Below are 23,992 nucleotides of genomic sequence, written 5' to 3' on the forward strand. Positions count from 1 at the left end.
ACTCGGACAGCCTCGTTCCCCGTCCACATCGCCCCGTGCTTGACGATTTCCCGATGCATGGCCGTGAGACCGGAAACGCAGGTCACCGTTTCTCTCTTCATCAAGCCAGTCAAGTGCTTGATGGCATGGGGAGTTTTGAGTGATCAGCGCAAGCCTTTGCACCATCACTGTCGTAGCGGCACCCCTGCCGATGGCATCACTCCTTAGCTCCGCATGGGAGATTCCTATGGTTTTCTCGTTAGTGCATGGGATGTGAGCGGGCTCATACTGAGGGAAATCGGTGTTTGCCTCCGGCGGAGCAGTACATCCGCTCTGGGATACCACGGCCTACACCGCGTCCCCTCCGCACCGACCACAGGGAGCAAGACCATATGAGCACCACTGCCATCAGCGCCCTCCGCCCTCCCGTGATGCTCGATTCCGAGTACGAGGAGTTCGCCTCATGGGTCCGGGACTTCGCCGCTCCGCACGCTGAGAGCTACCTGCCCACCGCCCTCCAAGAAGAGTTTCCTTGGCATTTGGCCAAGGCCATGGCGGAGCAGGGTCTGCTGGGGATTGGTACCTCGGAGATCCACGGGGGCATGGGCCTCATCGGAGACGAGCTCACCAAGGTCCATCTTGGGATCGTGCATGAGGAGTTGGCCTACGCGAACTTCTACCTGGCCCAGTTGGCGTACACCTGCAATCTCACGGCGCCGCTGCTCGAGAAGTTCCTCGCTCCCGAGGTGGCCGCCCGATGGGTGCCCGGCATCGTCGCCGGCGAGCACATTGTGGCCCTCGGCCTCACCGAGCCCGGCAGTGGCTCGGATGCCGCCGCCATGCGGATGCGTGCCGAGCGTGTCGAGGGCGGCTGGAAGCTCAATGGTGAGAAGACCTCGATCACCTTCGCGCCGCATGCCAAGGCGATGATTACGTTCGCCCGCGTCGCGGATACCCCCGACATCAAGGGTGGGATCACCGCGTTCCTCGTCCCGTTCGATACCGAGGGCGTCACCCGTCAGAAGTTCGCTGACCCGGGGTGGAAGCCGCTGGGTCGTTCCGCGGTGTTCATGGACGACACCTTCGTCCCGGATGAGCTCGTCATCGGAGGCGTCGGCAACGGCTTCAAGCTCGTCATGAAGGAGTTCGACTACACCCGTTCCGTCATCGGATTGATGTCCTCGGGCGTGGCGCGCAAGGCGCTGGACCTGACCCAGGAGTATGTGAAGGACCGCAAGGCCTTCGGCAAGCCCATCGCAGCCAACCAGGGTGTCAGCTTCCCGATCGCTGAAGACGCTACCAAGCTCGAGGCCGCACGCTGGCTGTCTTATCGGGCCCTCTCTCTCGCCGACGCGGACCGCAGCTTCACCAAGGAGGCTGCGATGGTGAAGTGGTGGGTGACGGACGTCTCGCTCCAAACGATTCGGAACTGCATCGTCCTGCACGGCCACACGGGCTACTCCGAGGAACTGCCACTGCAGGCCATGCTGCGCGATGTGGCGGGCCTGGAGATCGGCGAGGGCACGCCGCAGATCCAGAAGCTGGTCATCGCCCGGTCCATCCTGGGCAAGGAGGCGACCGCGTGAGCCCCTCAGCGTCCGGAGCCCTATCCGGCATCCGCATCATCGACCTCACCCAAGCCCTCTCCGGCCCGTTCTGCACCTCTCTGTTCGCCGATCACGGCGCGGATGTCATCAAGATTGAGCCGCCGCGTGGGGACATGATCCGTCGCACGGGCCCTTTCGCGGAGGACGACGAGCACAAGGATTTTGGCAACGTGTTCCAGAACGCCAACCGGAACAAACGCTCACTGGTGCTGGACCTGAAGGTCCCTGAGGGCCGGCAGGCCTTCCTCGACCTTGTCCGTACCGCTGATGCCGTCGTCGAGAACTTCAGCATGGGTGTCATGGATCGGCTCGGTCTGGGCTACGAGTCCCTCGCCGAGATCAACCCCCGTCTGGTCTACACCTCCATCCGCGGCTTCGGGGACCACCGTGGTGGGCGTAGCCCGTACGCGCACTGGCCGGCTTTCGATATCGTGGCCCAGGCCATGGGCGGTCTGATGAGCATCACCGGCCCCGAGGCCGACATCAGGGTGCGCGTGGGCTCGGGCATCGGCGACAGCGTCCCGGGCCTGTTCGCGGCCTTCGGGACCATGACCGCCCTGTTCGAAGCCCAGCGCTCGGGCCGGGGGCAGTACGTCGACACCGCCATGGTCGATAGCGTCCTCGCCGTCTCGGAGGTGGCAGTCAACGTCTATGACGCGACCGGCCGATCCCCGCAGCCGATCGGCAACCAGCTCCAGGGCTTCGCCCCGTTCGACACCGTGCGCGCCAAGGACGGCGAGGTGGCCCTGGGTGCTCCGCACCGGCCCCAATGGACCCAGCTCTGCCAGATCATGGGACGCCCCGAGCTGATCGAGGACCCCCGGTTCGACACGGACAACAAGCGCTGGACCCACCGCGGGGAGGTCTACGCGATCGTCAAGGAGTGGGCCGCCCGGTACACGGTGGCCGAACTCAAGGGCCTGCTGGGCGGCAAGGTTCCATTGGGGCCGATCCTCGATGCCAAGGCGATCTTCGCCGACCCGCACTTCGCCGCCCGCCAGATGCTTCCCACCGTGGAGAACCCACGCACCGGCGGAACCACCCAGATCACCGGTCCCGTGTCGAAGCTCAGTCGGACCCCTGCGACGATCCGGAGACGCGCCCCCCTCCTGGGGGAGCACAGCGAGCAGGTGCTGCGGGAGGCCGGCTACGGGCCCGAGAAGATCCGAGCTCTTCAGACCGCGGGTGCCACCACCATTCCCGACCCCACCGACCACGTCCTGCAAGGAGTCACCCCGTGAAGATCACCGATATCGAACTCATCCCTGTCTCCACGCCGCTCAAGAAGGCGTTCCACATGCCCGGCACCGAGATCACTCACATCCACGGTGTCGTCCTGAAGATCTTCACCGACTCGGGCCACGTCGGCTTCGGCGACGGCGGCGACACCTCCACCTGGTACCGCGGCGAAACTCAGGACTCGATCATGGCGATCATCGAGCAGTACATCGCTCCCCGGTTCCTCATCGGCCATGACCCCCTCAATATCGAGAAGATCGTCGGCCAGATGGACACCTTCGTCCGTGACAACAACCAGGCCAAGGCGCTGGTGGACTTCGCCCTCCACGACCTCAAGGGCAAGGTCGCGAACATGCCCGTCTACCAGCTCTTGGGCGGCAAGACCATCGACGGCTCCCCCCAGGGCTGGGTCGCCGGCGCCGGGACTCCCGAGGAGATGGCCGCGGAGGCCCGCCGGGCACTCGATGCCGGGTTCTGCCTCGTGAAGATCAAGAGCGGCGGCGACGCCGACCAGGACGTGCGCAACGTGCGCGCTATCCGGGCGGAGATCGGCGACGACGTCCGCCTGGTCCTCGACGTCAACGGGTTCTGGCACTACGACCAGGCCCTGCACACGACCCGGCGCCTCGACGAGTTCAACATGTACTGCATCGAGCAGCCCCTTCCCCACTGGGACATCGAGGGCCTCGCGCGCCTGCGGCAACGGGTGGGCACGCCGATCTTCGCGGACGAATCCGCGCAGGAGCTGCACCACCTCAAGGAGATCATCGACCGCCGCGCCGCGGACGGGCTTTTCATCAAGATGCAGAAGGCCGGTGGCCTGGTGAAGGCCCAGCGCTGGCTGACCATGGCCCGTCTCGCGGACCTGCCGGTGATGAGCGGTTGCATGATCGGCTCCGGACTGGAGGCGAGCCCCTCCGCCCATTTGATGATCGCCAATCAGTGGGCCTCCCAGTTCACCCACGAGAACATCGGCCCGCTGATCATCAACAACCAGATGGAGAACGACCAAGAGGTCATCCGGCAGGACATCGCCCTGCAGGTCCCCATCTTCAAGGACGGCAAGCTCTACCCGAACGAGGGCCCCGGCTACGGCATCGAGCTCAACGAGGAGTTCATCGCCGCGAACATCACCCCGGGCAAGACCATCAAGACCGTCGGTGATTCCTCGAAGCGGCTGGTCCTCGTCTGATGGAGGCGCGGCGCAGCGGCCCGCTGTCGGGCATGAGGATCGTGGAACTCGGAGGCATCGGTCCTGTTCCGTTTGCTGGCATGTACTTCGCGGACCTGGGCGCCGAGGTCCTGCGGATCGACCGGCAGCAGGGCGGGTTCGACATGCCCATCGACCCGCGCTTCGACACCCTCCAGCGGGGCAAGCAGCGCATCACCGTCGATCTGAAGCACCCCGGCGGCGCCCAGGCGCTCCTGTGCCTGGTCGAGCAGAGCGACGTCCTGCTCGACTCCTACCGCCCCGGTGTCCTGGAGCGGCTCGGGGTGGGGCCGCAGGTGTGCCTCGAGCGCAATCCCCGCCTCGTCATCGGTCGCATGACGGGATGGGGGCAGGAAGGACCGCTCGCCCAGCGGGCCGGGCACGACCCCACCTATCTGGCCCACACGGGAGCTCTGCACGCCATCGGGCGCGCCGGGGGCCCGCCGCAGTTGCCACTCAGCCTCGTCGGAGACTTCGGTGGCGGGGCAATGTACCTCATCTCGGGGGTCCTGGCCGCGCTGTGGGAAGCCGGCCGGTCCGGGCAAGGACAGGTCGTGGACGCCGCCATCGTGGACGGCGTGTCGCATCTGATGGCCTCGCCCTACTCCCTGTTCAACGGCGGGGCCTGGACCGATGAGCGCGGCACCAACCTTATCGATTCGGGTGCACCCTTCGTGGACGTCTACGAGACCTCTGACAGCCGCCACATGGTCGTCGCAGCCCTGGAACCACAGTTCTACGCCCAACTCCTCGATGGCTTGGGCCTCGCCGTGGCAGACCTGCCCCGGCAGTGGGACCAGGACGGGTGGCCCCAGTTGCGGGAGACGTTCACCGCGGTGTTCGGGTCCCGCACCCGCGACGAGTGGACTGCCGTGTTCGAGGACACCGACGCCTGCGTAGCCCCGGTGCTGTCCATGGCCGAGGCGCCTCGCTCGGCCCATCTCGCGGCCCGGGGAACGTTCATCGAGCGCGACGGGCACCATGAGCCGGCCCCCGCGCCCCGTTTCAGCAGGACCACCCCGGGAGAGCCGCCCGCACCCAGCGCACCCTACGAGATCCCGGCAGCTCAGGCACTGGGGGCATGGGGAGCCGCTGACCCGGACGCCGTGCTCGCCACCGGGGCCGTCCTCGACCGGGTCCGCGTCTGACACGCCCCTCTCTCATCCGATCCGTCTTTCCAGGAGTCCTACATGTCCACCACCCCGAACCGGTCGGATGCACCGGCCATCGATCCCGTCAAGGACAAGAAGCAGATCCGCCGGGTGATCGCCTCGAGCTATCTCGGCTCCACGATCGAGTTCTACGACTTCATCCTCTATGCCACCGCGGCCTCGCTGGTCTTCGGCCCGGTGTTCTTCGCGAACCTCGACCCGATGATGGCCACTGTCGCCTCATACATGACCTTCGCCACCGGGTATCTGGCTCGGCCGATCGGCGGGGTCCTGTTCGGCCACTTCGGTGACCGCGTCGGCCGCAAGCGGATGCTGCTCATCTCCATGACCACAATGGGCGTGGTGTCCGTGCTCATCGGCTTCGTTCCGCCGATCGAGACCTGGGGCGCCGTGATGCTCCTGGTGCTGCGCGCCCTGCAGGGCATCGCCATCGGCGGTGAGTGGGGCGGCGCCGCCCTGATGTCCCTGGAGCACGCCGAGACGAAGAGCCGGGGCCTGGCGGCCTCGTTCGCCAACGCCGGGGGGCCCATGGGTGCGTTCCTCGGGACCGCCGCCCTGGCCCTGTTCGCCCTCCTGCCCGAGGACGACTTCCTGGCATGGGGTTGGCGCATCCCGTTTTTCTTCTCCGCCGTGCTGCTCGTCATCGGCCTCTACATCCGCATGAAGATCACCGAGAGCCCCGTGTTCGAGGCGGCCGTCGCGCTGCAGGACGCAGGGCGTGCGGCGAAGAAGCCCCTGCCGGTCCTCGAGGTGCTCCGCCGCCCGCGCACCCTGCTGACGGTGGGCATCGTGGGCATGGGCGCCTTCGCGATCCAGGCGCTGTTCTCCACGTTCGTCATCACCTACGCCGTGCTCAACGGGACCGACCGCTCCACCGCCCTGTGGGCCTTCGCCTTCTCCCAGCTGTTCGCCACGGTCACTATCCCCGTGTTCGCGGCCCTGTCTGACCGCTTCGGCCGGCGTCCCGTGATGCTGGCGGGCCTGCTGCTGATGCCCCTGCTCGCCTTCCCCCTCTTCTCGATGCTCGGCAGCGGACAGACCTGGTCCGTCGTCGTGGCGTTCCTTGTGGCCCTGAGCCTGTTTCAGAGCATGACCTTCGGGCCCATGGCGGCGTTCCTGGGCGAGAACTTCAGCACCACCTCCCGGTACACCGGAGCGTCGCTGGGCTACCAGATCGCAGCCCTGCTCGGCGGCGGATTCACCCCCGTCTTCGCCTCGACCATCTTCGCCGCCGGGGACGGTGACGTCACCGGCGTCATCTGGTACCTCATCGGGATCTGCATGCTCAGCGCCCTCGTCCTGATCTTCCTCGCCCGGGAGAGCAACGAGGCGGACATCGGCCCCGAGGATGCCCAGCAGCGCAGCGCCGCCGATCCGGCACCCGCTGGCACCCACTGACCCCGTCCCACCGATCCGAGGGAACACACCATGATCACCACAGACCTCATCTGGACCGAGAAGATCTTCAACGGGACCTGGCGCAAGGGCGGGGCCGGCACTCTGGAGGTTCAGGCTCCCGCCACGGGAGAGGTGCTCGCCTCGGTCGGCGCCGCCAGCACCGAGGACCTGGACCGCTCCGTCGATGCGGCCATCACCGCACAGCGGAAGTGGGCCGCCCTTCCCTACGACGCCCGCGCCCGGGTCCTGCGACGCGCCGCCCAGCTGCTCGAGGAGAACCCCGACCGTCTGCTCCCCTGGCTCGTCCGCGAGTCCGGGTCGGGCCAGGGCAAGGCTGCTTTCGAGGTGGGTCTGCTGGTCTCCGAGCTGCACGAGTGCGCCGCCTTGGCCTCTACCCCCTATGGTGAGATCCTTCGCTCCGCCAAGCCCCGGCTGTCGGTCTCGCGACGGGTGCCCCTGGGCATCGTCGGCGTCATCGCCCCCTTCAACTTCCCCGCGATCCTCGCCCTGCGCTCGGTGGCGCCCGCGTTGGCTGTGGGCAATGCCGTGGTCCTCAAACCGGACCCGCGCACCCCCATCTCGGGTGGCCTGCTGCTGGCCGAGCTCCTGGCCGAGGCCGGTCTCCCCGCAGGCGTGCTGCACGTCCTGCCTGGAGGGGTCGAAATCGGACAGGCGCTGGTGCGCCACCCCCAGGTGCCGTGCATTTCCTTCACCGGTTCCACCGCGGCTGGCCGGAAGATCGCCGAGGCAGCCGGTCCTCTGCTCAAGCGAGTGCATCTGGAACTGGGAGGTAACAACGCCCTGCTCGTCCTGCCCGACGCTGACGTCGACGCGGCCGCAACCGCTGGGGCATGGGGCAGTTTCCTGCACCAGGGACAGATCTGCATGACCGCCGGACGGCACCTCGTGCACTCCTCCATCGCCGAGGAGTACACCCGCAGGCTCGCCGAGAAGGCCCGGTCCCTGCTGGTCGGTGACCCCACCGACCCGAGCAACGCCCTGGGCCCCCTCATCGACGAGGCGCAGCGGGACCGCGTCCATCGCCTCGTGGAGGACACCGTTAGGGCCGGCGGCACCCTCGCGGCCGGTGGGACATACGACGACCTCTTCTACCGCCCCACGGTTCTCACCGACCTGAGCCCGCAGATGCCGGCCTGGCGGGAGGAAGTATTCGGCCCCGTAGCTCCCGTCATCGCTTACAAGACGCTGGACGAGGCCGTGGAGGTCATCAATTCCTCCGAGTACGGCCTCAGCGTGGGCATCCTGACCGCCGACGCGTACCGAGGGATGGAACTCGCGGACCGGATCATCACCGGCATCGTGCACGTCAACGATCAGACGGTCGACGATGAAGCCGTCATCCCCTTTGGCGGTACGAAGGCCTCAGGGGTCGGCGGTCACTTCGGTGGCGCGAAGGCGAATCTGGAGACCTTCACCGATCAGCAGTGGGTGACCGTCCAGTCCGACATCGAACGTTACCCGTTCTAGAGAGCCCGGAGAAAGACAGACCATGGAATCGACAACGCTGGAATCCGGCACCGGAACCGGGGCCTTTGCCCACGAGCTCCTGCTCGAGCTGGTGGAGATCGTCGGGACGTACCACGTGCTCACCGACCCCGAGACGATGGAGCCGTACCGGCGTGACATGCAGCCGCTGGGAGAAGTGGGTCTGCCGCTGGCGGTGGTCCGCCCCCGCACCACCGAGGAGGTCTCGGCCGTCGTGCTCGCCTGTGGCCGGGCCGGTGTCCCGATCATTCCCCGGGGTGCCGGCTCCGGGATGACGGGGGCGGCCAACGCCGTCGACGGCGCCATCACCCTGGTGCTGACCCGGATGAACGACATCAGTGTGGATGAGGAGGCGCAGGTCGCCACGGTGCAGGCCGGTGCGGTGACCCTGGAGGTGAAGACCGCAGCCCAGGAGCACGGCCTGTTCTACGCCCCGGACCCGACCTCCGCGGACTGGTGCACGATCGGGGGGAACCTGGCCAACGGCTCCGCGGGTCCCTGCGGCGCCAAGTACGGGGTGACGGGCGATGCCGTACGGGGCCTGACCGTGGTCCTCGCCTCTGGGGAGGTGCTCCGGACCGGGCGCAACACGCTCAAGGGGGTCACCGGCTACGACCTCAACCGCTTGTTCGTCGGCTCCGAGGGCACCCTCGGCATCATCACCGAGGCCCAGCTCGCCCTGAGCGTGAGCCCCCCGGCTCCTTCCACCACCCTGGCCACCTTCGACGACGTCCACCGCGCCGTCGACGCCGTGACGCGCTTCCTGGCGACCGGCCACACGCTGAGCCTGCTCGAGATCATGGACGAACGCTGCGTCTCCTCCGTGGAACGGTATCTGGAAGCCCCCCTCAACGAGGACGGACCGTCCCCGAAAGCCGTCCTGTTCGGCCAGTCCGACACTGAGAATTCGGCGGCGCTGGACGCCTTCGGCACCGCGTGCGAGGAGGCCGGAGCCACCCTGGTCTACGCCGCGGAGGACCTGGCCGAGGGACAGATGCTCATGAACTACTGGTCGTCATTGGAGTCCGCCCTCGAGCAGGAGGGCACCTGGATCCTGCACGAGACCACGGTGCCGCGCACGAAGGTCGCCGAGCTCATCGAGCGGATCGGGCAGGCATCACGGAACCGAGGCATCTACGTGGGCGTCCACGGACATGCGGCGGACGGGACGGTCCATCCCATGATCGTGATGGACTCCGATGCGGAGGGACAGCTCGACGCTGCGGCCGCCGTCTACCAGGACATCCTCGACATCGCCCTCGACCTCGGCGGCCCTGTCACCGGTGAGCACGGTGTGGGTCGGATGAAGTGCGACCGCTTCGCGCAATCGGTGGGCGAGACCGGGATGGCGGTCCACCGGGCCATTAAATTCGCGCTGGATCCCGCCGGACTGCTCAATCCGGGGTGCATGGGTCTGGCCCAGGACACCTCGACGGACAGGAGGACAGCATGAAGATTGCCGTGCTGATCAAACAGGTACCGGACACCAACCGACCCCGTGCTCTGGACCCGGAGACCGGTCTCGTAGACCGGGCGGCCACCGAGGCCGTGCTCGACGAGATCGACGAGCGCGCCCTCGCTGCCGCGTTGCGGCTGCGGGACACGGCCGATACCGATACTGAGATCGTGGTGCTCACCATGGGTCCGCCCAGCGCCGGTGAGGCTCTCCGGCGCTGCCTCGCCGTCGGCGCGGACTCCGCGGTGCATGTGCTGGATGACACCCTCGCAGGCTCCGACGCGGTGCGCACCTCAGCGGTGCTGGCAACGGCGTTGCGCACCGTTGAACCGGACCTGGTCATTGCAGGATGCGAATCCACCGACGGTAAGACAGGAGCCGTGCCCGCCATGCTCGCGCAGCGCCTGGACTACGCCCAAGCCACCTACCTGTGTTCGCTGTCCGTCTCGGAATCCGGAGTCACCGGTGAACGGACCGACGAAACAGGCGTGGTCGAGCTCTCCGCGGACTTCCCCTGCATCGTGTCGGTGACCGAACAAGCCGCTGAGCCGAAGACCCCGAACCTCAAGGGCATCATGGCCGCGAAGAAGAAGACCCTGCGGATCCTCTCCACCGCCGATCTGCCGGTCTCTACGAGCGAGGTCTCAAGGATCCGCATGCTCGAGACCGTGCCGCGTCCCCCACGCTCGAGCGGTGTGCTCGTCGAGGACAACGGCACCGCAGCGCAACAGATCGTTGATCTGCTGCGTCAGAACCAGGCGATCTGAAGGATGACTGCGATGAAAAATGTACTGGTCTACCTCGGTTCCTGGACAGGGACTCTCGACACGAACGCCCGCGGTCTGCTGGAGGCCGCCACCCGTCTCGGTGCACCCGTCGCCGTGCTCAGTTCCGCCGGTCAGGAGCGTGATGAGATCGCCGAGGACCTCGGCGCCCTCGGGGTCGAGCAAGCGTACGTGGAGCACCGCCCCGAGGACGACCTGCTCGTCGTGCGTGAGGTCGCACTGCTGCAGGCGGCCCTCCGTGCGGTCCCGGATGCGGCTGCCGTCGTGCTGCCCAGTACGACCACCGGAAGGGAAGTCGGGGGCCGTCTGGCGGTGCTCCTGGACGGGGCCTATCTGAACGACGTCGTCGAGGCGGACACGGAGGACGGCCACCTCACGACGGTCCAAGAAGTGTGGGGAGGGTCCTACACTGTCCGCGCCGCTGTGCCCACCGATGGGGCCGTCTCTGTGCTTTGCCTCCGGGAACGCGCCGGCACAGACGACAACGCCCGCGCGACCACGTGCACCGCCGAGCCGCTGAGCGTGGACCTCGCCCCTAACCGTGCTGCGAAGGTCACGACTCGACGGAGCCCGGGGGGCCCCACCCCCACCACGGGTCGTCCCGCCCTCAAGAACGCCAAGATCGTCGTCTCCGGGGGGCGCGGCGTGGGCTCCGCCGAAAAATTTGCCCTTGTGGAGAACCTTGCCGACGTACTGGGCGCCGCTGTGGGGGCGTCGCGGGCCGCCGTCGAGGCCGATTACTGCGGACGAGAGCTGCAGGTGGGACAAACCGGCGTCGTCGTCTCCCCTCAGGTGTACATCGCCCTGGGGATCTCCGGTGCACTCCAACACCGGATGGGCATGCAGACCGCCGACACCATCATCGCGGTGAACAAGGACCCCGACGCCCCAATCTTCGAGCTCGCCGACCTCGGTGTCATCGGAGACATCTCCACGGTGGTCCCGCAACTCGTCGATCTCCTGAAACACTCGTCCTGACGCATCCGTCCGGCGCAGTCCGGTACGCATGAGTCGGTAGGGGGCTCCGCCGGTGCGTCGGGTCAGGCGCTAGGTCACAGCTCCGAGCAGAAAAGACATGACACAGTGACGAGTGCGTCCTGCCTCCGGGGATGCAATTCAGGGCACGGCGGCAGGGGTGATTCACCGGGAGGATCCCAGTTGGCCCTGTTGATCGAGCCTCAGCGACATCGGCAACACACAACGCGCCACTTAGGCATCAAGGGTGAGAGGAACTGTCCATGGCGGCAGAGCGGGACCTGGACATATCTTTTGGTGTGACCATACGACAGATCCAGATCTTCGTGGTCACCGCCGAGTCGGGATCCATCACCATTGCCGCGGAGAGACTCTACCTGTCGCAGACTGCAGTGTCCCTCGCACTGAGTCAGCTGGAGAAAACCCTCGGTGCCACCTTGATGGTCCGGAGACGAGCCCACGGGATCACGCTCACCAGTACCGGCCGAAGCCTCTTGCCGATGGGCCGGAACATCCTCGCGAATGTCGCGGAGTTCCAGGAGGAGGCCCAAGACGCCACGGAAACCACTGGCACTGTCACCATAGGGTGCTTCCCGAGCCTGGGCCCTGGACTCCTGCCCGGACTCATCGAAAAGTTTCAAGAGGACCATCCATCCGCCCGCCTCAACTTCATCGAGGCCGCTCACGAAGACCTCATGACGATGGTGGAGACCGGGACGCTCGATCTGGTCATGGCCTATGACATCGGACTGCCAGCAGGACTCCAGGAAATGCTGATCGACACGTGCATCCCTGGAGTCCTGCTTTCGGCGAAACATCCTCTTGCCGTCTCCGGAAAAGCAGTTTCCATTCAAGAACTCGTGGATGAACCCTTCATCCTCCTCGACAGCCCGACCAGCGCAGAGCATGCTCGAATGATTTTCCACAACACCGGTGTACGCCCGGAAGTGAAGTTCCGGTCCCAGAACTTCGAGACCGTCCGGTCGCTGGCCGGCCGTGGTCTGGGCTGGTCCATCACCCTTCAGCGGCCACAGACCGATATATCCCACGAGGGCGCGGCCGTGCGGATCCTGGATCTCAAGGATGAGGAGATCCGACCCGTCCGGGTAGTTGCCGTGTGGTCCCCGGAACTCACGTTAGGCCGGGCCACTAAAGCCTTCTTGAAAACCCTTCAACAGGAAACAAGTTCCCGGACACATCGCGAGAATTGACTGTTCCCACTCGACCGCAAAAGGACCCTCGTGGGCCCAGGAATACCAAACGGCACACCCAATCGGGGTCACTTTAGTGGGAATTCGGAAAAGGCCTGACGCACGTCGTCATGGGATCCCAGGAGCAGATGGTTCCCAGCACTGCCACTCACCGTCCCGAGGTGAGGGGGTGGGCGTTGACCGCCACGGTCAGTTCCCCGGGCAGCTCATCGAGGTACTTCGACGTGGTGTGCACCGTGGTGTGGCCCAGCAGCTGGGCGACGACCTTCACGTCCCATCCCTCGGCCAGCATCAGGGTGGCCGCGGTGTGGCGCAGCCCGTGCGGAACCACCGCCCGCGCCCGGGCCGGGTCCGCGGCCCGGGTGCGCTTGACCGCCCGCTCGAGCAGCCGTTCGATGTCGCGCACCGCCAGCCGGCGCCCGGTGGGGGAGAGCAACAGTGCCGTCGGCGCATCGGTGCCCAGCCGTGCCCGGTAGGCCACGATGAGCTCCTCCAGCCAGGGTGGGAGCGGTACGGTGCGCCAGGTGCGGCCCTTGCCGTAGATCTGCACCGACGCCGGGGCGGTGGGGGTGGCGCGGGTGAGCTGGTCGGCGTCCAGGGCCACGATCTCTCCGGCCCGCAGGCCGAGGACCCCCATGAGCCCCAGGGCGATGGCGTCGCGGTCCTGGTGCGGGTTGGAGGTTGCGTCCCCGGGCCCGTGGGTGAGCAGGGCCTTGGCCTGGGCGAGGTCCAGGGAGGTGCGCTCCACCCGCAGCTTCCCCTCGTCCTTGGGTTCCATCTCGGAGGTGCGCATGGGGGAGACCGTGGCCCAGGACTGCTCCACGCAGTAGGCGAAGAACCGCGAGAGGCTCCGGCGCATCCGCAGGGTCGAGCCCGGGGCCTTGGCGCCGGCGTCGGTGGCGGCCATCCGCCGCCGCGGGTCCTGACCCGTCTCACTGGGGGCGAGTTTGGTGCGGTGGTCGGCAGTTTTCGCATAGGCCAGCAACGCCTCGTCGACGTGGGAGCCGGTGACCGACTCGGTGGTGTGCTCACCGGCTGCTGGGAGGAGTTCGAGGAAGCGGTGCAGGTCCACGGTGTAGTTGGTCACGGTGGCCGCCGACAGCCGCCGGATCATCGCCCTGCGCCGGCAGGACTCCAGGTAGCGGCCCACCGCCTCGTGAAGCGGGATCACGGTCGGTGTCGGCGGCAAGGCCACGTGCAGCACTCCTTCGCGCGGCGGGTGATCACCGCGCCCTCGTCTCGTCCGGCTCAATTCCAGGCCACCGATGTTCACCACCGTTCCAGAGTCACTAGGACGGCCCTTCAGGCAGCGGGAACTTGACCGCATCCTCAGTCACGATAGGGCTCAATGCAACCAGGGGAGAGGCACCTGTGCGAGCATGGCGTGTCGTTTTATTGCACTACTACGACACGACATGCACAAGCGGTCGTGGAGACCCCTCTCAAGACCCCTTGGAAGGGGTTCACCACCTCATGTGTGCGGCAGGCCGATCATCCGTAGTGCACACCGCGGCGGGATCGTGACGGTACGCCCGGAACCGAGCGTTGACAGTGCGACGTCACCTGCGGACGCTAAGCACCGGACGACAGGTCGAGGAACGGCGGTACGTCGATGTCCGAACACTTCAGGCTCGAGACCCCGGTGGGCACGCTGGCGGTCCGCACCGTTGGTGACCCCGGACTCCCGGTGGCGCTGCTGTGGCACAGCCTGTTCGTCGATGACAGCTCCTGGACGCGGGTGGAGCGGGACCTGGCCGCTGACCGCCGACTGGTGCTCGTCACGGGGCCCGGCCACGGGGCGAGCTCGGACCCCGGCCACCGGTACACCCTCGAGGACTGCGCGGCCGCGGCCGCGGCGGTGATCGACGCCCTGGAGATCCAGGAGCCGGTGGACTGGGTGGGCAACGCCTGGGGCGGCCACGTCGGGATCGTCTTCGCCGCCACCTGGCCGCAACGGTGCCGGAGCCTGATCGCCATCGGCGCACCCGTCCACGCCTACACCCTCAAGAACCGCCTGCGGGTCCGTGCCCTGCTCGACGTCTACCGGCTCGCCGGTCCCGTGACGTTCATCCGGGACGCCGTCGCCGGCGCGCTGCTCTCGGCGCAGACCCACCAGCGTGACCGGGAGGCCCAACGGCTGGTGCGCTCAGCGTTCGCCGGCGCCGACCGGCACGGGATGGCCAACGCGGTGGAGTCCATCTCGCTGCGCAGACCGGACCTGACCCCTATGCTGTCCCTGGTCTCCGTGCCGACGCTGTTCATCACCGGCTCCGAGCATCCGGACTGGTCCCCAGCCCAGGCCGAGGCGGCCAGCCGGCTGCTCCCACACGGATCCGCCGCAACGGTCGACGAGGCCGCCTACCTCGCCCCGCTGGAAGAGCCTGCCGAGGTCACCCGTCTGGTCCGGAACTTCTGGCGGGACACCGCGTGAAGCATTGACCGTGAAACATGTGGAGTCCGATCAACCGTGAAACATTGATCATGAAACGATCCCTGGCATGAGCGGCTTCGCCCCACCGTTGGGCGGTGCAGGACGCGACGTCCGGCAACAGCGGCGGCGTCTGCAGCGGCGGGCAGGCTGCAAATCTCCCAGCCGCGTCCGTGCGGCTGCGGCCCGGGCAACCACCTCGGCGTTGCCGCCATCGGGCACGGTGATGATGCGGTCGTCCTCGGACGGGATGCGGATGCTGTAGGAGCCGTCGGCGTTGACGGTCAGCAGCCTGGCCACTGCACGCCGACTGCGTTCCGGTCAGAGCTGGACGGAGCGGGCGGGATTGACCAGGTCGAACTCGAACAGCAGCCAGCCGGTCTCCCGCGGGTGCTCGGAATCCGGGGCCTTGGAATGCACCCCGAACGTCCGCAGCACAGCGTGCAGCGCGTCGTCGAGCTCGAGGAAGGGCCGGTCCTTGGTGAACTCGCGCACAGCGGAGCGGAAGTCTTCCGGGTCGATGGCGCGCAGGGCCTCCACGCTGTCGGGGCGGATCAGCCACGGCGTCGTCATGGTCTCCTCGGCCTGCCAGGACGTCTCCTCGTAGGAGATCCTGATCTCCGCTTCGTCGTCCTCCTCGTCCTTCTCGCCCTCGGGAGGCCATGTGGACTCGGCGGCGGCGTAGGGGTTCATCACCGTGTCACGGCGGAACGGGTCGAACCACTGGTCGATACGCAGGTTCGCCGCGCCGGTTTCCTCGGCGAAGCCGGGGTTTTCCTCGAAGCCGTCCATCCGCGGGTTGTAGAGCCACTGGTGGTCGAGGTCCTCGAACAGCCTCGCCTCGGCCCAGCTCTGCCAGTCGTCGTCGAGCGTCAGGCCGTAGATCTCCTGCACGGTCTCCACCCGGTCCAGCACCATCCGCAGCGCCAGCTCCTGGGCCACGCAGGTGAGGGCCCATTGGCCGGCGACGAGCTGGCGGCCAAGGTCGACGACGACGGTGATGAACTTCTTCAGGAACAGGGCGTTGTAGTGGGTGATGAAGGCCGGTGGCAGCTCATCGAAGGCGCGAAGGAAGGCGTCGGGGTCGATCTCGCCGTCCTGGCCGAGCTCGCGCAGGTCCTCGAACAGGTCGTCGATCAGCAGCTCGCACGCCACCCAGATCGCCCCGGCCAGCGCCTTGGCCTCGGGGGTTGCCTCGGCGGGGGCGGGTTCACCGTAGTCGTCGACTGTGACCCCGTCCCACTCCTCCTCATCGGTGAAAGGGGTCAGTCGCACGGCGAGTTTGTTCATGCGGGCCGCGTAGGTCTCGAACCTGTGCATGTCCACTCCGTTGCGCTCCTCGTCGTCCACGGCGGTCCTTTCGTCGACTGGTCCTGCCGTGGCCGGAACGGCCGACCGAGGCGTACGGCGGCACGGTGACCGCTTCCGGCCAGGCTACCGAGACAGCGGTCGGCAGGTCACCCCTTCGGGGAGGGGCGACAGTCTGCCCAGATCGACGCCCCGCAGCGATGATCGCGCACGGTCCGCACTCAGCGTCGGCGCCGGCGGGGCTTCCGCGTAGAGCAGGCTGTACTGCCCACCGGTGTCCTCTCTGGTGCGCACCCAGAAGAGCGTCCCTTGTACGTCGTTGCGGTACTCGGTCTGACCGGTGCGCATCGTGGCGATCCGATCCTCCGTAGACGGTGGTGTCCATCTCGCCATGATCGTCGCCTCCCGGACTCCTCGGCTCGGGCGCAGGGCGGTTGTGGTGCAATCGTGAGCCGGTGACCGACCATGACCGCTGCACACCTGAGCCGGCGGTGATGGTGCATCTGGTCCTCGTCGAGTCCTACGACGTCTCTAAGATCAGACCCGGGTGAACGAAGCACTGGCCGTTCCCGCACGGCCGACACGGAAACGGTCGGTACCCAGTGCTTACGAAGTTGTGACCGACGACGACCTGGAAGGGAGAGCCGGTGCTGCGCGTCCTGCTCCCGTACCTGTCCTGGTGGATCCGTCTGGGTTACCGCATCGGCCACGGTGCAGCGCACTGGTTCCTGCGCCTCGTCCCCATGCCGCCGCTGCTGCGGCACCAGCTGGCCGGGACCGTGGCGCTGATCCCCTACCTGTGGATGGTGTGGGGCTTCATCCTGGCTTTCGACTTCACCTGGCGTGCCGATGTGGTCGCCGGGCTGATCACCGGGTGGATGCTGCTGGCCGTGCACCGGGTGGAGGTGGCCCGTGCGCGCATCCGACGTTGAACGCTTCTACTCCCACGTCCTCAAAGGCCCCCATCCTGGCTCGTGCTGGCTGTGGCTGGGAGCGATCAGCGACGACGGGTACGGCCGGTTCTGGATCGGCACCGCCGGCGGCCAGAGAGCCGTCGCCGCCCACCGCTTCGCCCTGGCCACCGTCCACGGCGGGCTGGACGCGATCGAGGGGTTGACCGCGATGCACTGGTGCGATGTCCCGCTGTGCGTGCGCGCCTCCGTGGACCCAAGCACGCACCTCTTGCTGGGTACCAGCTCGGAGAACATGCGTGATCGGGCGATGAAGAAACGTATGCCCTCCCCCAACGCGGTGAAGTGGCGACGACTGTCCCGGGCGGAGCGCTCGGCCCGCTCCCGGAACCTGCGTGATGCGCTCAAGACCGGCGGCTGGGACGAGGACCTGGTGCGCGAACTCGTCCACGGCATCGACCCGGACCACCCCACCCTGTTCTGAGCATTCTCCGCAGGGCCGGCTACACGCTCACGGTCTCGGGCTGTGCGCCCTGCACCTCCTCGTCGGTCACGGGCTCATCGTCGGCGGTGACGCCTTCCGTGCCGGCCGGGGCCGGCGCAGACGTCTCTGTGAGGAGGGCGCGCACGTCGGTCGCAGAGAGCTCCAGCCGCTGGCCGATCTCGGTCACCCCTGCCCGCTCCCCCTTCATGGCCGCCACCACCCGAGCCTGCGCGTGCCGGGACTGAGCGGCGTCCTTCTGGGCCTGGGTGCGGATCTCGTCGATCCGCCGTTCGGCCGCCGCCAGGATCTGCTCGGCCTCACCGGCCGCGAGGAAGAACTCCTCCCCCAGCTCCAACAGACGCTGCTCCCGGGCCATCGACTCCGCCGCTGCCCGGCGGGCCCGCTCCCTGGCCTCGGTCTTGGTCGCACTCCTGCGCGGCGCCATCCCACACCCCTCCGTGTTGTGAACATGTTCATCACCATTCAAGCACTCCTCCCCCGCCGGCGGCGAGGCGACCGGCCGGGGAAGCGGACCTCGCGGTACTCGGTCTGGGACTGGTCGCGCCTGCACCCAGCACGGCACTGCTCACCTCTGCTGCGCGGCTCACCAGGGGTGTCCGTCGGCTGGGCACAGCCGCGACCGGGAAAGGACGCCCACAGGGCGACAGTGCTGTGAGCTTTCGCCCCGGCCGTGGACCGGCTCCGGGATAAATCCCGGTCCCTCCGCCGGACCCACAACCGACGCGAAACCTCGTGCCGGTTGCCCACCCGGAACCCCACGCGTGGACAAGCCGGTGCGGTGCCACCCAGTCGACCTGCCGTGTGGACAGCTGATGCTCCTTCCCCTGTCCTCGTTCCTCGGACCACTCAGCGGCATCACCTGCCCACACTTCCCAGGTCTCGTGGGCACCACCGCGTCACATCCGTGACGGACACCCCGGGTTCTCGGGCTCCTCCTTCGCCGACGCTCAGTCGCCGCCCTGCGACCCTGTGGACTGTCACACCTCTTGCATCATTGATAAATGAGGATGAACATGTTCACATTGCGTGTGTGATGACCGTCCACAAGCTCAGCGCAGGCGACGGGTATGCCTACTACACCAGTGAGGTCGCCTCCGCCGATGAGCTGCGCGCTGAGGGTCGGGAGCTGGGCGACTACTACACCGTGGAAGGGATGCCGCCGGGGCAGTGGGTCGCCCACTCCCAGGCCCTGCTGGGGGTGGCCGGTGAGGTGACCGAGGCGCAGATGGCGGCGCTGTTCGGGGAGGGCATCCACCCCGAGGCCGACCGCATCCTGGCTGAGGGCGGCACCCAGAGCGATGTGGCCTTGGGCCAGAAGTACCGCCGGTACACCACCGCTGACACGGAGCTGGTCCGCCGGCTGGGCGAGGAGATCGCCCGGCACGAACGCACCACCGGGGCGGCGCCGTCGAAGGAGCAGGCGCGGGCCATCAGGGGTCGAGTGGGCGGCCAACTCTTCCGGGAGATGCACGGCCGCGACGCGAAGAACAGCTCCGAGCTGGGCCGGTTCATCACGGCCCAGACGACCCCGAGGCAGCAGACCGTGGCCGGCTACGACCTGGTGTTCTCCCCCGCCAAGTCGGTCTCCCTGCTGTGGGCCCTGGGTGGGGAGGAGGCCCGCAAGGCCGTGGAGGCGGCGCACACCGAGGCCATCGCCGAGACCCTCTCCTTCCTCGAAAGAGAAGCCACCTTCACCCGGCGCGGGCGCAACGGGGTGCGGCAGATCGACGTGGCCGGTGGTCTGGTGGCCACCCAGTTCCGTCACTACGACTCCCGCACCGGTGACCCGCACCTGCACGACCACGTGGTGATCGCCAACAAGGTCAAAGGGGTGGACGGCAAGTGGTCGTCGCTGGACGGGCGCACCCTGTACCGCATGGGGGTGGCGGCCTCGGAGACCTACAACGCCAAGGTCGTCGAGAAGGTCTGCGCCGCCCTGGGTGTGGCGGCGGTGCCCCGGGCGGCGGGTGGGGACGAGCCGATCTTCGAGATCGCCGGGATCGATCTGGAGGCCATCCACCACGCCTCCTCCCGCCGGGCCGACATCGCCGGCACCCTGAAGCACCTGGAGGCGGAGTTCACGCAAGCCCACGGCTACGCCCCGAGTCCGAAGCAGAAGATCGCCCTGGCCCAGCAAGCCACCCTCCAGTCCCGGCCGGCCAAGAAGAGCGCCCGGCGCCTGTCCGAGCTGGTCGAGCAGTGGGGCACCGAGTACGGGCAGCAGGTGAAGATGCCGGTCGGGGACGAGCTGCTGGAGCGCGTCCGTGCGGCCGCCACGGGACTGCCTACCGGCCCGGACGCTGCGCAGATCAACGTCAGTGAGCACGCCCGGCTGGTGGTGCACGAGCTGTCCCAGAAGCGGGCCACCTGGAGTGTCAACCACGTCCACGCCCAGACCCGCCGCCACCTCAAACAAGCCATGATCGGGCGCACCGTCCCCGACGACCTCGTCGCCCGTGTGGTCAACGAGGCAACCACCACGCACAGCCTGGCGGTCACCCCACACGCCGATGTTCCCCGGTTGCCGGAGTTTGCCCGCGCCGATGGGACGAGCCAGTTCGTGCGCTCCGACGCGCACCTTTACACCTCCCGGGAGGTGCTGGCCGCCGAGCACCAGGTGCTGGCCGCCGCCCAGCGCACCGTCATCCCCGCCGTCTCCACCGAGCGGTTCGAGGAGGTCCTGGCCGCCCACACCGGCCCGCTCAGCGACGGCCAGGTGGCCCTGGCCCGGGCCTTCGCGTGTGATGAGAAGCTGCTGGCCCTGGGCATCGGTCCGGCCGGTGCCGGCAAGACCACCAGCCTGTCCCTGGCCGCCGACGCCGTGCGCGCCACCGGCGGCACCGTCGTCGGCCTGGCACCCACGGCGGCCGCGGCCGCGGTCATGGCGGGCGACATCGGGGCGCAGGCCACCACCATCGACGCCTTCCTGATCGCCCACCGCACCGGGCGCACCGGGGCCGTGCAGCTGCACGCCGGTGACGTGGTGATCGTCGACGAGGTGGGCATGGTCACCACCCCCAAACTCGCCGAACTGGTGACGGTGGCGGCCAGGCACGGGGCGGTGGTGCGCGCCATCGGTGACGACCGCCAGCTCGGGGCGATCGGCTCCGGCGGGGCCCTGCGCCTGCTCGATGCCCAGGTCGGAGCGACCCGGCTGGAGGCCGTGCACCGCTTCCGCGCGCCCGGCGAGGCCGCCGCTTCCCTGGCGCTGCGCGAGCCCCCGGCCGTTGGGGCGGACACCCCCTGGGCCTGGTACATGGAGAACAAGCGGGTTGTGGCCGGGGACACCGAGGCCATGGTCGACGCCGCCCTGCGGGCCTGGATCGCCGACACCCAGGCCGGCAAACGGTCCCTGCTGATCGCCTCGGACAACGCCACCGTCACCGAGCTCAACGCCCGGGCCCAGGCCGCCCGGGTCGCCACCGGGACCCTGGGCGCCACCGGGGAGTCCGTGGTGCTGCGCGACGGGTTGACAGCGCATGCCGGGGACGTGGTGGTGACCCGGCGCAACGACCGCACCTTGGCGCTGAACGGCGGCAAGGACTTCGTGAAGAACAACGACGTGTGGGCCGTGGAGCACGTCGGGGCGGACACGGCCACGCTGCGCCACACCGGACACGGGGGCAAGATCACCCTGGACGCCGAGTACCTGGCCGCCCACGGGCAGCTGGGTTATGCGGCCACCGTGCACCGCGCCCAGGGCGCGACCGTGGACACCGCACACGCCATCCTGGATGCGGCCACCGACCGGGCCGCCGCCTATGTGGCCGCCACCCGGGGCCGGGAGACCAACCAGCTCTACGTCGCTCTGGCCGACGGTGAAACCCGCGACGAGGCGCTGGCCACCATCGCCGGCGCCTACGACCGCAACCTCTCCGCCCACGAAACGGTGGCCGCTGAGGCCATGCGCAACGGTGACGTCGCCACCCTGGCCGGGGTCTACCGCGAGACTCACGATGCGGCCTGGACGGCCAAGACCCGCACGATGGCTGTTGAGGTTTTGGGCGCGGAGAAGGCTGCGGAGCTCACCGGGGCCGAGGCGTGGGGGGCGGTGGCCACGCACCTGCACACCGCTCAGGATCAGGGCCTGGACCCGGCCGCACTGCTGTCCCGGGCGGTGCACCAGCGCGGTTTCGGGGACGCCGCAGATCCGGCCGCGGTGCTGGCTTGGCGCCTGGAGCACCAGATCGAGACCGCCCGGGCCATCCTCGACACCACCGACCGCCGGCCCCTGGGCAACCTCACTGATGCGCACCTGGCCCGCCTGGCCGACCGCACCCGGGCACTCCAGGACCAGGTGCTCGAGGACCCCCAGTGGGCGACCCACCCCTTCGCGCTCATGTCCTCGGCCGAACTGGACGAGACCCTCCGGCTCGGCCTGGCGCAGCTGGAGGCCATGCCTCCGGAGCGGTGGACCTCCACCACCGCCGCGAAGCTGGACTGGATGACCCGCACCATGAGTGCCGAGCAGGAACGCCGGGCGGGTCTGTCCCCGGCCCAGGCGGGCCTGGAGCAGATTGCCCGGGGGGAGCGCACCCGCTCCGACTCGTCCGTGTCCATCGGTGAGGCCATCGCCGCTGAACAGCAGGTGCGCGCGGTGGCCGCCAAGACCCCTCCCCCGCGCCCAGTGGCGGACGGACGGCGGGTGAGCGAGGACCTGGCCCCCACCCCGCTGATGAACGACCCACAGGTGCCGACCGAATACCGGGAGCAGCTGGAACGACTACGGACCCGCATAGAGCAGCGCGTCATGGTGCGCGGTGCCGAGCTGGCCGAAACCCGCCCGGAGTGGACCGCGGCGCTGGGGCCGGTCCCCTCCAAGCCGGCGAAGACGGCGGAGTGGCACCAGGTTGCCGCGGAGGTCGAGGCGTACCGGACCCGCTACAACATCGGGGCCCATGAGACGGCGCTGATCCCGAAGGCGCACCGCCAGGACCCGGTGGCGGCCACGCTGATTGCTCGTGCCACCGCGCTGCACAAGCACTCGATGCTGACCACCGCCGCCCCGCAGACGCCGGCGCAGATCCGCCAGGCCGTCGACGAGGCGCATGTGGCCGAACGGGTCCGCGCTGTTCCTCCCCAAGCTCAGGAGGTCCTCGAGGCGCTGCGGGCCGCCCGTGGGCAGGCCGCCGACCCGCTGCCCCACACCCAGGCCCGGGCGGCCGCGGTCACCGAGGCAGCCAAGGCCGTCACCGCCCAGACGCCCGAGCGGCCGCTGAGCACCGATGAGCTTATTGCCCGCGCCGTGGCCCGCCACCGCGCCACGACCCAGCAGGCCGGCCCGGCCACCGGCACGTCCACCTCCCACGAGCCGGCCACTCCCGCACCGACGCCGAAGAAGGAGCCCGAGGTGTCCGAGAGCACCGAGCAGTCCCGTCAACAGGCCTCAGGACCGTCCTGGCGCGCTCAACACGCCCAGGTCGCCAAGCGCCTCAAGGCCGCTGAGCGAACTGAGCAGACGGTTAAGTGTCAGGAAGACCGGGCCGCAGCCACCCGGCGCGCGGCCGACCGCACCCGCCGCGACGACGGTCGCAGCCTCTAAGCGCCATATCGACAACAATTAGCGGTGCCCTGATAGGTCGGTTGCTGCTCCCGCCCCGACGACGAACACCTCTCTCAGCCGCCCTCGGACACCAACGAGCCGGGCCTCAGATGAGGTCGGCCAGGAGGGGCTACCGGCGGACCTCGCCCAGCTGCGGGGCAATGGGGACTATCGCAGTAACGGCTCTGTCGCACTTTCGGTGATTGGGTGGGCGTCCGTCAGCCGAGGAGGATGCGGTGGCGGAGCAGGATGAAGCCGGCTCGGCCGTACATCTGTCGTTTGAGCATTTTCGTGCGCGTGTTCACGCCCTCGGTTCTGCCGTTGTGGTGGGGTGTGGTGAGCGCGGCGATGACGGCGTCATGGTCCTGTTCGAGTCCACGGGCGAAGGAGTGCACGTGCGCCAGGTCGGCAGACTGGGCGGCGCGGATCCAGGTCTGGAGTCTGGCCGGGTTGGTCTGTTCGGGCTTCAAGAGGCCGGCGAAATCCCGGATCAGGCAGCGCAGAGCGGTCATCTGCGGGCATGAGGCGGCGAGCCGGTCACAACGCTCGCTCTGCCGATCGGTCAGGTGATCCGGTGTGGTCAGCAGGAGTCGGGCCGCACGGCGAGGCGACAGGTGCGCCTGGTCCTCATCGGCCCGGCCCTGGTTCAGGTAGCGATGCAGCAGGTTCGCACTGCCGGGATAGCCGAGCTCGCGAATCTCATCCAGTAGCTGCGTGACCGGGATTCCGGGTTCTTCGGCTCGCCGCTGCCGTAGATGAT

18 protein-coding genes are annotated in these 23,992 nt (G+C 68.2%); 14 read left to right on the top strand and 4 right to left on the bottom strand.

Annotation, left to right across the window (positions count from 1 at the left end):
• Nucleotides 1-371 precede the first annotated feature (371 nt).
• The 10 genes from IEW07_RS16120 to IEW07_RS16165 all read left to right on the top strand — a co-directional run bounded on the left by IEW07_RS16120 (nucleotide 372) and on the right by IEW07_RS16165 (nucleotide 12,538).
• Entirely contained in the window at nucleotides 372-1,565 is a 1,194-nt protein-coding gene (locus IEW07_RS16120; protein WP_188539085.1) for an acyl-CoA dehydrogenase family protein, read from the top strand.
• Nucleotides 1,562-2,827: a CaiB/BaiF CoA transferase family protein gene (locus tag IEW07_RS16125; protein ID WP_188539087.1), complete on the top strand. Its 1,266-nt coding sequence runs from the start codon at nucleotides 1,562-1,564 to the stop codon at nucleotides 2,825-2,827. Before IEW07_RS16120 ends, IEW07_RS16125 begins: the two co-directional genes overlap by 4 nt.
• Nucleotides 2,824-4,017, top strand: a complete 1,194-nt coding sequence (locus tag IEW07_RS16130; protein WP_188539088.1) for a mandelate racemase/muconate lactonizing enzyme family protein — start codon at nucleotides 2,824-2,826, stop codon at nucleotides 4,015-4,017. Before IEW07_RS16125 ends, IEW07_RS16130 begins: the two co-directional genes overlap by 4 nt.
• Before the next feature lie 32 nt (nucleotides 4,018-4,049).
• Nucleotides 4,050-5,183 carry a CaiB/BaiF CoA transferase family protein gene (locus IEW07_RS16135; protein WP_229741913.1) on the top strand — a complete coding sequence of 378 codons (1,134 nt, stop codon included), beginning with the start codon at nucleotides 4,050-4,052 and terminating at the stop codon, nucleotides 5,181-5,183.
• A 42-nt stretch (nucleotides 5,184-5,225) separates the two neighbouring features.
• Nucleotides 5,226-6,605 carry an MFS transporter gene (locus IEW07_RS16140; RefSeq protein ID WP_188539092.1) on the top strand — a complete coding sequence of 460 codons (1,380 nt, stop codon included), beginning with the start codon at nucleotides 5,226-5,228 and terminating at the stop codon, nucleotides 6,603-6,605.
• Between the two features lie 30 nt (nucleotides 6,606-6,635).
• The gene (locus IEW07_RS16145) at nucleotides 6,636-8,093 is read left to right on the top strand and encodes an aldehyde dehydrogenase family protein (protein ID WP_188539094.1); all 1,458 of its coding nucleotides are present in this window, start codon (nucleotides 6,636-6,638) and stop codon (nucleotides 8,091-8,093) included.
• A gap of 22 nt (nucleotides 8,094-8,115) precedes the next feature.
• On the top strand, nucleotides 8,116-9,564 hold the full coding sequence (locus tag IEW07_RS16150; protein WP_188539096.1) for an FAD-binding oxidoreductase: 1,449 nt from the start codon (nucleotides 8,116-8,118) through the stop codon (nucleotides 9,562-9,564).
• Complete coding sequence (locus IEW07_RS16155) at nucleotides 9,561-10,334, top strand: electron transfer flavoprotein subunit beta/FixA family protein (protein WP_188539098.1); 774 nt, start codon at nucleotides 9,561-9,563, stop codon at nucleotides 10,332-10,334. The genes IEW07_RS16150 and IEW07_RS16155 overlap by 4 nt, the downstream gene beginning before the upstream one ends.
• Nucleotides 10,335-10,346: 12 nt before the next feature.
• Nucleotides 10,347-11,330 (top strand): electron transfer flavoprotein subunit alpha/FixB family protein, encoded by a 984-nt coding sequence (locus IEW07_RS16160; RefSeq protein WP_188539100.1) that lies wholly within the window; start codon nucleotides 10,347-10,349, stop codon nucleotides 11,328-11,330.
• Between the two features lie 260 nt (nucleotides 11,331-11,590).
• The gene (locus tag IEW07_RS16165; protein WP_188539102.1) at nucleotides 11,591-12,538 is read left to right on the top strand and encodes a LysR substrate-binding domain-containing protein; all 948 of its coding nucleotides are present in this window, start codon (nucleotides 11,591-11,593) and stop codon (nucleotides 12,536-12,538) included.
• Between the two features lie 148 nt (nucleotides 12,539-12,686).
• Here the strand turns inward: IEW07_RS16165 and IEW07_RS16170 are convergent, their stop codons facing one another.
• Nucleotides 12,687-13,709, bottom strand: coding sequence for a tyrosine-type recombinase/integrase (locus tag IEW07_RS16170; protein WP_229741914.1), 1,023 nt, complete (start codon nucleotides 13,707-13,709; stop codon nucleotides 12,687-12,689).
• A gap of 441 nt (nucleotides 13,710-14,150) precedes the next feature.
• Here IEW07_RS16170 and IEW07_RS16175 point away from each other — a divergent pair, with 441 nt between their 5' ends.
• Nucleotides 14,151-14,969: an alpha/beta fold hydrolase gene (locus IEW07_RS16175; RefSeq protein WP_188539106.1), complete on the top strand. Its 819-nt coding sequence runs from the start codon at nucleotides 14,151-14,153 to the stop codon at nucleotides 14,967-14,969.
• Between the two features lie 318 nt (nucleotides 14,970-15,287).
• Here the strand turns inward: IEW07_RS16175 and IEW07_RS16180 are convergent, their stop codons facing one another.
• On the bottom strand, nucleotides 15,288-16,316 hold the full coding sequence (locus IEW07_RS16180; RefSeq protein WP_188539116.1) for a hypothetical protein: 1,029 nt from the start codon (nucleotides 16,314-16,316) through the stop codon (nucleotides 15,288-15,290).
• A gap of 605 nt (nucleotides 16,317-16,921) precedes the next feature.
• Between IEW07_RS16180 and IEW07_RS16185 the strand changes: the two genes are divergently transcribed.
• Both IEW07_RS16185 and IEW07_RS16190 read left to right on the top strand, forming a co-directional pair.
• On the top strand, nucleotides 16,922-17,206 hold the full coding sequence (locus IEW07_RS16185) for a hypothetical protein (protein ID WP_188539118.1): 285 nt from the start codon (nucleotides 16,922-16,924) through the stop codon (nucleotides 17,204-17,206).
• Complete coding sequence (locus tag IEW07_RS16190) at nucleotides 17,187-17,669, top strand: hypothetical protein (protein ID WP_188539120.1); 483 nt, start codon at nucleotides 17,187-17,189, stop codon at nucleotides 17,667-17,669. The genes IEW07_RS16185 and IEW07_RS16190 overlap by 20 nt, the downstream gene beginning before the upstream one ends.
• Before the next feature lie 19 nt (nucleotides 17,670-17,688).
• Here the strand turns inward: IEW07_RS16190 and IEW07_RS16195 are convergent, their stop codons facing one another.
• Nucleotides 17,689-18,114, bottom strand: a complete 426-nt coding sequence (locus tag IEW07_RS16195) for a hypothetical protein (RefSeq protein ID WP_188539122.1) — start codon at nucleotides 18,112-18,114, stop codon at nucleotides 17,689-17,691.
• A 609-nt stretch (nucleotides 18,115-18,723) separates the two neighbouring features.
• Between IEW07_RS16195 and mobF the strand changes: the two genes are divergently transcribed.
• A complete protein-coding gene (gene mobF / locus IEW07_RS16200; protein WP_188539130.1) occupies nucleotides 18,724-23,232 on the top strand; it encodes a MobF family relaxase in 4,509 nt (1,502 codons plus the stop codon).
• A gap of 218 nt (nucleotides 23,233-23,450) precedes the next feature.
• On the opposite strand, the gene IEW07_RS16205 is transcribed toward mobF, so the two are convergent.
• Nucleotides 23,451-23,992: transposase (locus IEW07_RS16205; protein ID WP_188539132.1), on the bottom strand; the 542-nt coding region annotated here is incomplete at its 5' end.

The organism is Kocuria dechangensis (genome assembly GCF_014636775.1).
Lineage (GTDB): Bacteria > Actinomycetota > Actinomycetes > Actinomycetales > Micrococcaceae > Kocuria > Kocuria dechangensis.

What these genes read in the sequence shown, in the direction of transcription:
- IEW07_RS16120 (WP_188539085.1), top strand. Translation starts at nt 372, where the DNA reads ATGAGCACCACTGCCATCAGCGCCCTCCGCCCTCCCGTGATGCTCGAT.
- IEW07_RS16145 (WP_188539094.1), top strand. Translation starts at nt 6,636, where the DNA reads ATGATCACCACAGACCTCATCTGGACCGAGAAGATCTTCAACGGGACC.
- IEW07_RS16165 (WP_188539102.1), top strand. Translation starts at nt 11,591, where the DNA reads ATGGCGGCAGAGCGGGACCTGGACATATCTTTTGGTGTGACCATACGA.
- IEW07_RS16155 (WP_188539098.1), top strand. Translation starts at nt 9,561, where the DNA reads ATGAAGATTGCCGTGCTGATCAAACAGGTACCGGACACCAACCGACCC.
- mobF (WP_188539130.1), top strand. Translation starts at nt 18,724, where the DNA reads ATGACCGTCCACAAGCTCAGCGCAGGCGACGGGTATGCCTACTACACC.
- IEW07_RS16175 (WP_188539106.1), top strand. Translation starts at nt 14,151, where the DNA reads ATGTCCGAACACTTCAGGCTCGAGACCCCGGTGGGCACGCTGGCGGTC.
- IEW07_RS16135 (WP_229741913.1), top strand. Translation starts at nt 4,050, where the DNA reads ATGAGGATCGTGGAACTCGGAGGCATCGGTCCTGTTCCGTTTGCTGGC.
- IEW07_RS16195 (WP_188539122.1), bottom strand. Translation starts at nt 18,114, where the DNA reads ATGGCGCCGCGCAGGAGTGCGACCAAGACCGAGGCCAGGGAGCGGGCC.
- IEW07_RS16160 (WP_188539100.1), top strand. Translation starts at nt 10,347, where the DNA reads ATGAAAAATGTACTGGTCTACCTCGGTTCCTGGACAGGGACTCTCGAC.
- IEW07_RS16140 (WP_188539092.1), top strand. Translation starts at nt 5,226, where the DNA reads ATGTCCACCACCCCGAACCGGTCGGATGCACCGGCCATCGATCCCGTC.
- IEW07_RS16150 (WP_188539096.1), top strand. Translation starts at nt 8,116, where the DNA reads ATGGAATCGACAACGCTGGAATCCGGCACCGGAACCGGGGCCTTTGCC.